This window comes from Rhizobium sp. 007, from assembly GCF_015353075.1.
Classification (GTDB): domain Bacteria; phylum Pseudomonadota; class Alphaproteobacteria; order Rhizobiales; family Rhizobiaceae; genus Rhizobium.
Genome location: NZ_CP064188.1, coordinates 223716 through 236153 on the forward strand (window position 1 = coordinate 223716; position 12438 = coordinate 236153).

13 protein-coding genes are annotated in these 12438 nt (G+C 57.7%); 3 read left to right on the forward strand and 10 right to left on the reverse strand.

The window, feature by feature from the left end; translation table 11 throughout:
• Positions 1 to 272 precede the first annotated feature (272 nt).
• The 4 genes from ISN39_RS22030 to ISN39_RS22045 all read right to left on the reverse strand — a co-directional run bounded on the left by ISN39_RS22030 (position 273) and on the right by ISN39_RS22045 (position 5592).
• Positions 273 to 1343, reverse strand: coding sequence for an adenylate/guanylate cyclase domain-containing protein (locus ISN39_RS22030; RefSeq protein ID WP_194730436.1), 1071 nt, complete (start codon positions 1341 to 1343; stop codon positions 273 to 275).
• Between the two features lie 3 nt (positions 1344 to 1346).
• Positions 1347 to 1841 carry a Rab family GTPase gene (locus tag ISN39_RS22035; RefSeq protein ID WP_194731870.1) on the reverse strand — a complete coding sequence of 165 codons (495 nt, stop codon included), beginning with the start codon at positions 1839 to 1841 and terminating at the stop codon, positions 1347 to 1349.
• A 12-nt stretch (positions 1842 to 1853) separates the two neighbouring features.
• Entirely contained in the window at positions 1854 to 3983 is a 2130-nt protein-coding gene (locus ISN39_RS22040; protein ID WP_246763380.1) for an OmpA family protein, read from the reverse strand.
• A 943-nt stretch (positions 3984 to 4926) separates the two neighbouring features.
• Complete coding sequence (locus ISN39_RS22045; RefSeq protein ID WP_022713150.1) at positions 4927 to 5592, reverse strand: hypothetical protein; 666 nt, start codon at positions 5590 to 5592, stop codon at positions 4927 to 4929.
• A 233-nt stretch (positions 5593 to 5825) separates the two neighbouring features.
• On the opposite strand from ISN39_RS22045, the gene ISN39_RS22050 reads away from it, so the two are divergent.
• Positions 5826 to 6047: a hypothetical protein gene (locus ISN39_RS22050; RefSeq protein ID WP_194730438.1), complete on the forward strand. Its 222-nt coding sequence runs from the start codon at positions 5826 to 5828 to the stop codon at positions 6045 to 6047.
• Between the two features lie 566 nt (positions 6048 to 6613).
• On the opposite strand, the gene ISN39_RS22055 is transcribed toward ISN39_RS22050, so the two are convergent.
• Complete coding sequence (locus tag ISN39_RS22055; RefSeq protein WP_246763381.1) at positions 6614 to 8050, reverse strand: adenylate/guanylate cyclase domain-containing protein; 1437 nt, start codon at positions 8048 to 8050, stop codon at positions 6614 to 6616.
• Positions 8051 to 8527: 477 nt separating this feature from the next.
• Here ISN39_RS22055 and ISN39_RS22060 point away from each other — a divergent pair, with 477 nt between their 5' ends.
• Entirely contained in the window at positions 8528 to 8902 is a 375-nt protein-coding gene (locus tag ISN39_RS22060) for a hypothetical protein (protein WP_246763382.1), read from the forward strand.
• Between the two features lie 93 nt (positions 8903 to 8995).
• Here the strand turns inward: ISN39_RS22060 and ISN39_RS37960 are convergent, their stop codons facing one another.
• The 4 genes from ISN39_RS37960 to ISN39_RS22075 all read right to left on the reverse strand — a co-directional run bounded on the left by ISN39_RS37960 (position 8996) and on the right by ISN39_RS22075 (position 10845).
• Positions 8996 to 9277, reverse strand: coding sequence for a hypothetical protein (locus ISN39_RS37960; RefSeq protein WP_348651980.1), 282 nt, complete (start codon positions 9275 to 9277; stop codon positions 8996 to 8998).
• Positions 9249 to 9482, reverse strand: coding sequence for a hypothetical protein (locus ISN39_RS37965; protein WP_348651981.1), 234 nt, complete (start codon positions 9480 to 9482; stop codon positions 9249 to 9251). The genes ISN39_RS37960 and ISN39_RS37965 overlap by 29 nt, the downstream gene beginning before the upstream one ends.
• Before the next feature lie 134 nt (positions 9483 to 9616).
• Positions 9617 to 10270 (reverse strand): hypothetical protein, encoded by a 654-nt coding sequence (locus ISN39_RS22070; RefSeq protein ID WP_194730440.1) that lies wholly within the window; start codon positions 10268 to 10270, stop codon positions 9617 to 9619.
• Positions 10267 to 10845 carry a TetR/AcrR family transcriptional regulator gene (locus ISN39_RS22075; RefSeq protein ID WP_194730441.1) on the reverse strand — a complete coding sequence of 193 codons (579 nt, stop codon included), beginning with the start codon at positions 10843 to 10845 and terminating at the stop codon, positions 10267 to 10269. Before ISN39_RS22075 ends, ISN39_RS22070 begins: the two co-directional genes overlap by 4 nt.
• A gap of 68 nt (positions 10846 to 10913) precedes the next feature.
• Here ISN39_RS22075 and ISN39_RS22080 point away from each other — a divergent pair, with 68 nt between their 5' ends.
• Entirely contained in the window at positions 10914 to 11267 is a 354-nt protein-coding gene (locus tag ISN39_RS22080) for a nuclear transport factor 2 family protein (protein ID WP_194730442.1), read from the forward strand.
• A 58-nt stretch (positions 11268 to 11325) separates the two neighbouring features.
• Here ISN39_RS22080 and ISN39_RS22085 read toward each other — a convergent pair whose 3' ends face one another.
• Positions 11326 to 12351 carry a LacI family DNA-binding transcriptional regulator gene (locus ISN39_RS22085; RefSeq protein ID WP_194730443.1) on the reverse strand — a complete coding sequence of 342 codons (1026 nt, stop codon included), beginning with the start codon at positions 12349 to 12351 and terminating at the stop codon, positions 11326 to 11328.
• Between the last annotated feature and the right edge of the window lie 87 nt (positions 12352 to 12438).

The window sequence follows — 12438 nt, forward strand, 5'->3', positions numbered from 1 at the left end:
CAGACGGCAAATAAGGGCGGGAAAGGCTACTCGTTGCGGTCTCGACGAATGACTGGAAAGGGGCCGAGAGCAGTAGGTCCGCTTGTGGCGCAGGGAAGAACGATAGCGGACTTAAATCTCCAGGATCCGATGTTCTGAGTTGACCCAGGACAGACCTTTGGCGGTCGCTCGGTGGTCGACTGCTTCGCGCACCTCTGCGGACATTCGAAACCATGATGTTTGATTAGTTTGAGATGCAATGCGTTCCAGGGTCGGCACTGCCAAGCGGCAAATCAAGCCGGGAGCCGCCACATTCGCACACGACCTGTACCACGCAATTCCGTTTCCTCGAGTAGGTCGCAAGCAAATTTTGGTCCAAGCAGTTGGTGAGTTGCATCCGAAATACGGATCTCATCGGGCTCCGCGGACGTTTGAATGCGTGAGGCGAGATTAACGGTCTCGCCCCACAGGTCATAGGCGAACCGCCTTTTGCCTATGACGCCAGCGACGATTGGTCCCGAGTGAATTCCAATTCTGAGTCTCAGCGGTTCTCCTGCGAAGCGTTCGCGCTTAACCGCCTTCCGCAGTTCAAGTGCATAGTGCGCGAGGGCTTCTGCATGATCGGATCGCGCGGTGGGCAGGCCAGCGACCACCATCACACAATCGCCGATTGTCTTGATCTTTTCGCAGCCGTATCGTTCCGAGAGCCGATCCGCCGCCTTGAAGAAGTAATTTAAGATAGCGAGCGTCGTCACGGCTCCGACGCTCCGCGTTCTTTCCGTAAAACCGACGATGTCGGCAAAAAGCACACTCACCTCTGCGTGGTTGTCTGCAATTTTTTTGTGCGCTTTTAACCGCTCCGCGATCGACGCCGGAAGAATGTTGAGGAGTAGGGATTCGGCGCGCTGGTATTCACGCGACAATCCCTCCTGGCTCTTCCTCAACGCCTCGTTCGTCGATTGTAATTTCTCGTTGAGTTGACGCTCCCTCTCTTGCAGGAGCGTCATTTCATAGGCCTTCTGTTGAAGCCGCTGCTTGTTGTCGCGTTCGGCAGTGGCGTCAAGAAAGAGCAGCCACACGCAGGCATTGCCGGCAAAAAGATGAAGGTCCGCGACACGCCCGCTGGGCAGTTCGACCATGGCCATATGATATGGAAGCTCCGGGCAAGGCAGCAAACCTTCCATAAATTCAAGCTGATCGGCAACAGGCTTGCCAATGCGAAGCGATGAGAGCCCGTAATGTTTAACGTTACCGCCCTTCGCAGCTATGCAAAGCTGGGCGTCAATTTTCAGATATGCGACAGAGTGCTCATTGTAGAAGAAATCGTAAATCCAGCTTCCGACTTCTCTTGGCAATCTATGCATGGTCTATTTGGTGACCATCGAAGCAAGCTGACGAAACGCATCATCAACATGTTCACCCGAAAGCGCACTTGTTCGATAGATTTGCCATCCAAGTTGCCTGAGTTCGTTAATCTCACTATCCGATATTGCCCACCGATCGGCCAGGTCGGATTTGTTGAACAGCAATACAAACGGCATAGCGCCGAATTCGGCCTCGGCCCGCTCGCGCAGAGTGAGCGCCACGGCAAGAGTAGCGGCGCGGGTTCCATCGACGACAAGCACGAGCCCGGTCGCACCCCGCACATTGCTGACGCGGAATGAGCCGATATCGTCTTCGCCGGCCAAATCCCACAAAATTAGATCCACGGTTTTGTCCGGGAGTGCGACACTCTTCTTGTCGATTTTCACTCCCACCGTGGTCAAGTAGGTATCTGAAAAGATGCTTTGCACAAACCTGCGAACCAGACTCGTCTTTCCGACAGCGAACCCACCCAACATGCAGATCTTTTTTTGCAATATCCTAGCTCCGCACTACTCTAGGCTTACCGTAATCGAAACCCGGCGATTGGTGGAGCTCCCAGTTCGACTATTTTCAGGCACCACCGGCTCAAAGGTGCCAGCGCCCCGAACCAGCAGCAGTTCCGGAGCGACGCCGCGCTTGTTGAGAAGCGCACGAACTGTCTCGGCGCGGGCGGCGCTGATCGACACGTTGGCCGTCTCACGGCCCGTGGCGTCCGCATGGCCGGTCAACATGAACCGCGATGTTACGCCTGACTTGCGGGCATTTTGGGCGAATTCCTTTATTTGATCCGCCAACCTGTCGAGGACCGGCATCTGCTCTGGTCCCGGCACAGCTTTGCCGGAATAGAAGAAAATATCGGTCGCCTGGATGGCCTCTCTCAAATAATTAAGTTCTGCAAGGTTCAGCTCACGCAGCTGCGAGACATCCAGAACCACTCCGTCCGCCGAAAGTTGTTCTGCGGCTGCCCGCGCCCGGTTGATCCAGTTGGCAGGAGCCTCACCCTCGGCAACGATGCGATCCTTGACGATCGAAAGTCGTACTGTATCCGGCGGAGCCAGCGACGCCGTCAGCCGCTTCAACACGAACTCCGGCTCAAGGCTCTGATAGAATTGCCACTGCGAATGAACGCGGGCGGGATCGACATGCGTTCCAGACAACAGCGACTGCGGGTCGGCGCCAAGCGGGTCTCTCAGGCCGGAAATGTAGAATTGGCCATCGCGCACCTTTTGTTCCGCAACGATGATGCCCGGTTGGGCCTCAAGTCGCGACACATAGGCCTGCCAGTGCTCCGCCGCGCGTGCTTCGGGGCTCACATCACGAACCTTGGAGATGTCGAATTCCGGTCCGCCTGCCGAAAGCTGTCGGGCCGCTGCGCGCGCCCGATCTATCCAGGTGTCGGCAGCCTCACCCTCGGCAACGATGCGATCCTTGACGATCGAAAGTCGTACTGTATCCGGCGGAGCCAGCGACGCCGTCAGCCGCTTCAACACGAACTCCGGCTCAAGGCTCTGATAGAATTGCCATTGCGAATGAACGCGGGCGGGATCGACATGCGTTCCAGACAACAGCGACTGCGGGTCGGCGCCAAGCGGGTCTCTCAGGCCGGAAATGTAGAATTGGCCATCGCGCACCTTTTGTTCCGCAACGATGATGCCCGGTTGGGCCTCAAGTCGCGACACATAGGCCTGCCAGTGCTCCGCCGCGCGTGCTTCGGGGCTCACATCACGAACCTTGGAGATGTCGAATTCCGGTCCGCCTGCCGAAAGCTGTCGGGCCGCTGCGCGCGCCCGATCTATCCAGGTGTCGGCAGCCTCACCCTCGGCAACGATGCGACCCTGGACGATCGAAAGTCGTACTGTATCCGGCGGAGCCAGCGACGCCGTCAGCCGCTTCAACACGAACTCCGGCTCAAGGCTCTGATAGAATTGCCATTGCGAATGAACGCGGGCGGGATCGACATGCGTTCCAGACAACAGCGACTGCGGGTCGGCGCCAAGCGGGTCTCTCAGGCCGGAAATGTAGAATTGGCCATCGCGCACCTTTTGTTCCGCAACGATGATGCCCGGTTGGGCCTCAAGTCGCGACACATAGGCCTGCCAGTGCTCCGCCGCGCGTGCTTCGGGGCTCACATCACGAACCTTGGAGATGTCGAATTCCGGTCCGCCTGCCGAAAGCTGTCGGGCCGCTGCGCGCGCCCGATCTATCCAGGTGTCGGCAGCCTCACCCTCGGCAACGATGCGATCCTTGACGATCGAAAGTCGTACTGTATCCGGCGGAGCCAGCGACGCCGTCAGCCGCTTCAACACGAACTCCGGCTCAAGGCTCTGATAGAATTGCCACTGCGAATGAACGCGGGCGGGATCGACATGCGTTCCAGACAACAGCGACTGCGGGTCGGCGCCAAGCGGGTCTCTCAGGCCGGAAATGTAGAATTGGCCATCGCGCACCTTTTGTTCCGCAACGATGATGCCCGGTTGGGCCTCCAGTCGCGACACATAGGCCTGCCAGCGCTGCCCGGATTGCCAGGAAAGAAAGAACCAACCGCCTGCCGGAATCAAAACCAGCAGGACTGCAGCCGCCACCAGCCACGGAAATCCCTGGTTTGAGTCCTCCTGCTTCAGTTCAACGCAGGTCTGCAACTGCGTCTCTATGCCGGCTAACTGAGAACCGTCGCCGTCAAACTGCTCTAAAGCCTGTGAGTATTCATCATGGATGCGAAGCAACACATCGCGAACTATTTCATGTAATTCCTCTGGCGGATTTCCCCGGATCACCGCAACCAAGGTCGCAAACGGTCCAACTTCTGACCAGAGACGAAGCTCCCCAAAGCGGATAGTGTCCAGGCCGCTCTGTTCTTTCTCGTTAAATGAGTCTTTAACAAAGTCTTGAATTGCACTGAGCATCGAAGAAATGAGTTGAGGATCCTCGCTCGTTGCATTATCGGCAGTTACATGCGCGATCAAAAGCCCGGAATTTCGGTTAATGAGAAAGACATGTTCTACACGATAGACAAGAGAATGCTTCAGAACAACTTCCGAGAAGCTGGCACCAGTTCTCCAAGATTCAAATCTCCACTTGAGCCCATGCCAGGTAAATATATGTCTTAAAGTTTCATTCAGCGACTGAAAGGTCTGGTCGATCTTTTCCCCGATCGACTTGCGAATTGCCGGCAGAAACACCGGGTATAATATATCCGTCAGCGTGCGCGGGCTCTTCTGGATCGACCGTTGCACAGCCCTCTCGACGGCTGGCGCAAGGGCCTCGCCGAGCTGCGCATGAGGCGCCCGTGCGGCTGCACTGGGAAGAACGCCGCCCACTGCTTCCGCAAGCTGCTCCGGTTCGCCCAGCAGATGCGTAACTCGTGAAAGCTCCGAAATTTCGCGGCCGACCAGCAACTGGCGCAGCGTTTCCATGCGACGATCGGCGGTTGGAACTCCGTCGAAACGCGCATGATGGTCCGGATCAATGTTCCGAGCAATTTCGACCAAAAGAATAGCCAGAGCCGCGCGATCAATCTCGGTATCGTTCGAGGCGGCTTTTTGAGGAAGCCTGATTGGGTCGACGGTTGACGTCAAGTTCCGATCAACTCACTTTCCAGCCACGTTCCGAGTTGCTCTTGCTACCGCCGGAATCCTGATTTATGCATTTTGCAACCTCGACAAACAGGCCAGCCAAAAGATTTCTGTCGGTCTTGACGTTGCTGAGATCGGAAAACATTTTCTCCATTAGCATCTGAATGCTTTCATTCTTTTGCTTGATTTCCTCACGCAGCAAATGATCGCTTCGATTTATCCGGTCCGCAACGTCGCGCTCAAGCTCGCTCAATTGATCCGACAACGCGCGCACCTGCTTTTCAAGTGCCTGATTTTGCTCGCGAAGATTCCGGTCAATCTCCTTGTCGGCCTCGGCTCGTGCATCTTTTTCGCTCCGCAATTGCGCCGCGAGCGATTCGACCTGCTTCTTTGCATTTGACTCGTACGTTTCAAGATTGCGCTTGGCCTCGGATTCGACATCCTTAAAGCGCTGCAAGAACCGGTCTTCTAGCTTGGAAAAACGGCGGTCATAGTCCTGCATCTGGTTGCCGAACAGCAGATCGCGTATCTTGTCGACACCTACAGCGTCACCGGAGATCCCGCCCTCGCGGGCCTGGGCCGCCATGAAGTTCAGCCCGTTTCCCTCTGCATTACCTATCAGATTTTCGTCCGCCTTATTCGCAGAAGAAGCGGTACTCGAAGGTTCCTTTGCCATCCTTATGCCCCCCATTTGAACACCTGCCACAGTGCAACCCCGTTAACAGGGAATAATGTCAGCAAAATAGCCGGCCCACAAGCCGGAATCTTCTTGACTCAAGCCGATTCGTGACGCAGCCGAGCGCTACGTCACTGACGTAGCAATGGAAGTTTGGGGCGATGCCATCTTAAAAGCGGGCGGCCGCGACTGGTCGGGGATCAAAGGCGGCAAGCGCGCACGGTCGTCGAGCAGTGACGGTCCGCAATCTCTGCGCTCACGGCATCACGGTGTTCAACCGCAAGGCGATCACTCGAGTAACGACGGCGGCAGGGCGCAATATCGCGCTCAAGGAGGGCGATCCCATCAAGCTCGATAAGAAGCGCTTCACCAATTACACGGCAACACTGCGGGCGTTTGCGCGCGCACTCGCGGATGGCGTGACGAACCTTCCAGACGTCAAGAAGGGGTCGTAGCGCCTTTGGAGCGGCCTCAGGATTCCAATTCGGTAGACGGGCTGTTGCGTTGCCATTTGGGCCATACTTACCTTGAAGTCGAGGCGATTGAACTCGCCGAACTGGCCCGGCAGCGGCTAGGCGACGAAAGTCATGTCGACGAGCATGGCGGAGCCGAAAGGTGCGGGCGCAACTCGTGCGGCTACAATGTCCGAACGCCTGCTTACGGGATCGAATAAGTCTGTGTCCAACGGCTGCCATGACGGCGTATAGCCGACCGCTCAACTTGGAAACACGGAAAATCGTTCTGGGAGGTGCGGCCCCGCAATGTGCAGGGCCGCCCCGCGAACATCGCTGTTGTCAGCGGTTCGCAAAACAGCATCCAACCCCACAACATCGTCACAGGTGGGCTGAGATAGATCGCAGCGCTGACCTTGGCCACTTTGACCTCCCCGAACGAAGTCGCGTTGGCAACAGAGCGGGTCGAACCAATTCCCTCGGGAGTTTTCGGTGATCGGGGGTTCGACACACACACACACACACTGCTTTTCTGACGCATGGTCCGTGGGCCAATCGCTCAGCTCGCCTTAAACGGCCCCTCCCACCCGAAACACCGGCAGTTCCTGCCGCACGCCTCGAAGATGTGCAGTTCTCGGGTCGACCGCAAAAGCCGCCAGTCCGTCGCGAACCCCGGTCGCGTCGTAAACGTCCTGGCTGACAAAAATCTCGTCGGCGTCGGCAAGGCCTTGGACGCGCGCAGCAATGTTCACGGTCTGGCCGAAATAGTCGAGGCGCTCGTTCAGCGTGACCGCAATTGCCGCGCCTCTGTGAACGCCGATCTTGAGGATCAGAGCCTTGTCTGGCTGCCGCTTGTTGAACGAGGCGATTTCGCTGCGCATGTCGAGCGCCGCGCGCACGGCATCGGCAGGCCTCAGGAACGCTGCCATCACCGCATCGCCGATCGTCTTGATGATCGCGCCGTTGTGGCGGACCGTCACGTCCTGCAGCCGCTCAAAATGCTGCTGCACAAGTGCAAAGGCATTCAGGTCTCCGATCCGGTCATAAAGTGCAGTCGAGCCCTTCAGGTCGGTGAAAAGGAGAGCGATGTCCGTGACGCCGAGCCCTTCGTGGCTGCGGATCACCTCGGAGCGAAAGAGGTCGCGGAACGTCTGGGTCGTGAGCAGCCGCTTCCCTGAGAGGAACGGCGCGAAGTGGAGCGGCGGCGGCCTGTCGACGCCGGGCGGCAGTTGAAGGATCCCGAACTCGATGCGTTTGTCCGCGACATTGGACATCTCGAAAATCACCTTGCCGGCCGCGATGGTGCCCGCGTCCGGCGTGCTGGACTCGAGGTCAAGACGGATTGCAATGCGCTGTTCGCCAGTCGGAAGCGCGGGATCGACAATGAATGTGATACCTGCGTCGCTGTCGGAGCTGCTGCCATGTAATATGCCAGCCTCTGCGATTATCTCAAAAGCGGTCGTCTCGCCCGGCTCGATATAGGCTAATCCGCGGCTCAGCATCTCCCTCAGGTGGACGAAAGGCGTTCCGTCCGGGATCAAGCCCTCATTCGTCGACCTGTAGCGGAAAAGATAATCCTCCACCGTCAGCGTCTGCGGATCGTGATAGGAGATGCGGCGAATGGCCGGGTTCACGGTGAAGGTTATCGCGATCATGTCGTCGAGAGCCGCCACGAAATCCAGATGGCAGTGGGTGCAGCGGCAGTGACTGCGGAGATTCTTGAGAGCCCGGAAGCTATCGATGACACAGGAGCAGACCGGACAGATCAGAATCCAGGTCATATCGAAGAGACCTAGGGCGGTGGCGTGCAGGAAGAGAACAATCGTCTCCTCCTCGTTGAGGCTCTTGTCGGCGGCGAATTTGATCGGATTGATGCGGAAGAGCTCGGCGTCGCTTGCCGAACGGATGTTGCTCTCGAGCTTGGATACGAGCCGCGCACTCCAGGTCCGGGCCGACTCTAGCGCCGTCAGCTTCTCTTCGAGGTTCTTCTCGTCGATCGATGCCATGGCGACCTCCTCCCCGGACTGCGCTATTGTCAACCGAACGAGTTCAGTTGATCGTCCACCATCAGCGGTTCTACATGTTCGCAGCATTCTAGGTCTACCATGGCGAAAGGCTTCATTGTAGTGGGAAGCCCCCAGGATCCCCGGACGTGCAGGAGTTGGCGCCGACGAGCCTTTCCGCCGACCCACCCACTTGTCGACATCGGGATGGGTCTTTTCACCGCCGATCACCGCCGTTACCACGCTTTTTCGCCTCTTGGCTGTTTCCCGCTCTTCGCGGGTTCTTAGCTCCGGCGGCAATTTTCGGCGTTATTGTAGCAAAAATGGCAGATTTGGCGCCCCACCGTAGATGAAACTGATAACTACGTTTCCGCTGGATCACTCTGATATTGCGACCGCAGGCACGAAAATCCTACCAATCGTATCCGAGGCCTGCCAAATCCACCACGCTCGAGCCTGATGTCCGGCCGGGGAGACGCCATGACGAAACTGACGCTTACCCTATCTGCGCTTTACATGGCCCTTGTCGGCTTGGCGCTGATGTTCTTTCCGATACAGTTCGGCCGGGATGCCGTGCCGACGGATGCTGCACCCGAACTGCTTGCGCTGCTGCGGCTTCTCGGCGGACCGTTCCTCGGTATCGCCGTGCTTAACTGGCTGTCGAGAAATGCCGAGCCCTCCACGCTCCGTGTCGTCATTCTCGCGAACATCGTCGGCTTCGGCGCCGTCGCGGCAATCGACATTTGGGGCGTCGTCAGCGGTGAAGCGCGGGACATCGCCAAGCTATTTCTGGTTATCCACCTGCTCTTCACATCGGCCTTCGTGGCGGCAGCCGCTCGCGGAGGTAAACTCTGAGGTTCTGTATTGGTGCTCGCTCCCAGCACACTGCTGGTCTTCAATTCCCACGTCGGCCGCTGCTGGTCCATATTCCCTCACAACCGCTCGGCCTTACTCAAACTGTTGGTCCTCTATCCCCTTCGGATAACGATCGAGCGTCAAGTTAAACTGGATACGGTGCTCGAGCCACGCCTTTAGCCCGGCAAGCAAAAGCGTAAAGCCTTGCGTGGAATCGGCTACGTAGCGCATGAGCTTATCGGCATCCCCCGTCCATCCGGACTCCTGCCCGCGTACGAACGTCGTACCCTCCGGAATAGCTTGGAACGTCCATTCCACAGTCGTCGGGCCGCTATAGCCAGGCCATTCAATCACTACGCGCTTGTTTGGCTCCACGAACTTTGGCGTGACCTCGATGGAGACATCGTGGCTCTCCCAACTTGACGGTCTTACCGGTCTCCAGTCTTCCGCTGCCCTTGCTGGACCAGAACTTCGCCGTGACGTCCGGGTTCACGATTGCTTCGAATACATGCTCGACCGGCTTGCGGATGAGCATTCCAGTCTTGGCGATTGGTATGCGCGTGAGCTGTGGATTGGTCATGTTGCTTTCCTCTGGCTACCTCAAGACAGAAACGTCATCTCGTATGTGTAGTTCCGGCCCGTGCGGCCACCTGTTCGCTCCCCGCTGGGCTTGCCTTTCCACCGAGCCGCAGCCGGCGCCGATGTCCTGGGCCGTTATTCAGCGTTCCCATCACTCAGCATGTGATCCGCCAAGCTGTAGCAGTGGCTTGCCTGATAGGCGTTCCGACCCCGGTTCATGTGCGTCAGGTTGAACGCCCGGATGGCCAGTAATGCTTGAGGCGCCGCGAGGAATTTGCCGATCGAGGAGAAGCCGCGGACCCTGATGCCGAAATTGTCGTCGCCTCGCGGGAAGAAATAGCTGACGTCGTCCGGCGTCACGACACAGCGCTCAAGAAAAGCATCGTCTACTTGCTCGTGATCGATTGAATGGTCGGTGGTGAAATCGGAAAGATGCACCACGAAAAGCGCGCGGATGCCGTCGCCGTCCGCATAGAGAGAGAAAAGCTCCATCCAGCTCGCATTGACGCGAACGAGCGCCTTGCCCGGAGTCGATGGCAGACAGGAAACCGACCAGTAGTGCCGTTCGGTCCTGCGAGGGATCGGGATGCAGTCGCGACCGTAGCGCCGGAGAATGTCCAAAACCTCCTGTGCCTGCGGCTGGCGCAGCAGCTTCTCAAACCGCGCGACGTACTTGAACCGTAGTTCCAGAGACTCCGAGCGCTCATTGGTGTCGTGCGGGATCGTCTTGCCCTCCATCCAATCGCGCTGCTGCTGGAGATCCAGGAATTGGCGCAGACCGGTGCTCATCGGCGGTCCAGCAGTCTGGCCACCGCCTCGCGGACAAGGGCGGGGACGCTTTCGGCATCATCCAGATAGGCACTTTCCAGCAGGCCGTCCGAAAGCGCGACGAGGAGGGAAGCAGTGACGGAAGGAACTGGATCGCCGTCCTCCGCAAGAACGTTACGGAGACTGTCGTGATACCAAACGCGGCGCGCATTGATCGCCTGCCGCACGGGGCTGGCCGAGTCGGGGTATTCGGCCGCGGCGTTGAGGAACGGACACCCTCGCCAACCTCCCGCGACCACGGCCTCGCTGATGCGCCCCATGATAGCCGAGATCATTTTCCGAGGAGATTGCTTTGGCAGCGCCGCTACTGCCGCTCGCCCGAGCCGGTCTATCTCTTCGAGATAGGCGACGACGAGGTCATCCTTCGAGGGAAAGTGATTGTAGAAGGTCGCTTTGGCCACGTCGGCTTCAGCGATGATGCGGTCGATGCCGACAGCATGGATGCCGCCTTCGTAGAAAAGCCGTGTCGCGGTGTCGAGCAAACGACGACGCGCGGAACCGGCTTCAGACTGGCGTTCAGATTTCTTTTGCCTCATTGTTTGACTATGACAGACAGGTCTGTATAGGGCAAGTCCATACAGACCTTTCTGTATTAGAGAATGTTATGCAAGCGAGAGACACGGCCGAAGTCATCCGCCGGTTCAAGCGGGCGTTTGAGGAACACAATCCTGCGATCTTCGCGGACTTGGTCGCACCGGATTGCGTCATGGAGTCGATCCAGCCCGCGCCGGACGGCACCCGCTACGAAGGGTACGATGTCAACCTGGCGTTCTGGCAGGCGATGGCGGTCGACCGCGTTTACCGCTTCGAGGTGGAAGACACTTTTGTGATGGGCGACCGCGCCAACATCCGCTGGCGCTTCCATTTCGGCGACGGTGGCTCGGTGCGCCGCGTCAGCCTGATGCGCATGATCATAGCAAGGTCACAGAATGCGTTCAAAAGACCGACTGGATGGTAACGAAACCAAGACGAACTAATCTTAGTTTGAACCAAACCTGGAACAGGCGCTCACGCCTTTAGCCTGCCCTTTGTGTGCTTTGGCGCTTAATCAGCTCGTAGCCGAGATCGATGACCGGCGGCTCAACCGCCCGGCCGCCGATATTCGATAAAAGCATTTCCATCGCCTTGCGGCCCATGTCTTCCCGGAAGGTCTTGATGCTTGTAATCGACGGATTGGCAACTGCCATCATCTCCAGGTCGTTGAAACCGCAGATACCCATGTCAGCGGGAACGCTGATTTGACGTCGCTGGCATTCAAAAAGAACACCCAAAGCCAGGTCGTCATTATTGCAAAATACCGCATCGGCATCTGGCGCCCGCGCGAGAAGCTCGGATAACAGCTCACAGCCCAGCGTCACGGTCGATGCCTTCGGGGTGGTGACGATAAGGCGCGGATCGAACAGCCCCGCCCTGTCCAAGCATTGAGAAAAACCCTCAAGCCGCCTCTGGGTGCGCGGATCCATCCGGGCACCCAGGAAAGCTATTCGTCGATAACCGCAATCGACAAGATGCCGGGCGGCGGTGAATGCGCCATCGAAATGAGAAAAACCCACCATCATGTCGACAGGCTTGTCTCCAATCTCCATGATCTGAACCACTGGGCAGTCCGCCTTGAGCAATTGGGCGCGCGCCGCTGACGATTGATCTATGCCGGTAACAATCAGACCGACGGGCCGTTGACTGAGGAAGACCCGTAAAAGCCTCTCTTCCTCGAGCAAAGAGTACCGCGTGTTACCGGTCTGGACTCGATAGGAGGCGTTCTCCGCTTCCGAATAGATGCCGCGCAGTACGTCGGCGAAAACATTATTGGTCACCGAGGGAATAAGGACGCCGATTACATCGGTTCGCGCGGACGCAAGCGCACTCGCAGCGGGATCGGGAACATATCCCAACTCATCGACAACCTGCTGGATTCGCTCGCGGAGCTTTTGCGAAACACTCTCGGGATTTCGCAATGCGCGCGACACAGTGATTGCGCTAACATCCGCCACCTTGGCGATCTCGACGAGAGTTATCTTCCTCTTTGTGCTTTTCTTTCGCATCCTTGTTCCTCCTTTCCCGGAGATAACTCAAAATCAGTCTATTGACAAATGATTGCGCAATCATTTAGAAAGCCCGCCTATCGAAAC

Excerpts from the sequence above, each read along its gene's own strand:
- ISN39_RS37965 (WP_348651981.1), bottom strand. The coding sequence starts at position 9,482 with ATGACCAATCCACAGCTCACGCGCATACCAATCGCCAAGACTGGAATG.
- ISN39_RS22045 (WP_022713150.1), bottom strand. The coding sequence starts at position 5,592 with ATGGCAAAGGAACCTTCGAGTACCGCTTCTTCTGCGAATAAGGCGGAC.
- ISN39_RS22075 (WP_194730441.1), bottom strand. The coding sequence starts at position 10,845 with ATGAGGCAAAAGAAATCTGAACGCCAGTCTGAAGCCGGTTCCGCGCGT.
- ISN39_RS22080 (WP_194730442.1), top strand. The coding sequence starts at position 10,914 with ATGCAAGCGAGAGACACGGCCGAAGTCATCCGCCGGTTCAAGCGGGCG.
- ISN39_RS22085 (WP_194730443.1), bottom strand. The coding sequence starts at position 12,351 with ATGCGAAAGAAAAGCACAAAGAGGAAGATAACTCTCGTCGAGATCGCC.
- ISN39_RS22030 (WP_194730436.1), bottom strand. The coding sequence starts at position 1,343 with ATGCATAGATTGCCAAGAGAAGTCGGAAGCTGGATTTACGATTTCTTC.
- ISN39_RS22060 (WP_246763382.1), top strand. The coding sequence starts at position 8,528 with ATGACGAAACTGACGCTTACCCTATCTGCGCTTTACATGGCCCTTGTC.
- ISN39_RS22055 (WP_246763381.1), bottom strand. The coding sequence starts at position 8,050 with ATGGCATCGATCGACGAGAAGAACCTCGAAGAGAAGCTGACGGCGCTA.
- ISN39_RS22070 (WP_194730440.1), bottom strand. The coding sequence starts at position 10,270 with ATGAGCACCGGTCTGCGCCAATTCCTGGATCTCCAGCAGCAGCGCGAT.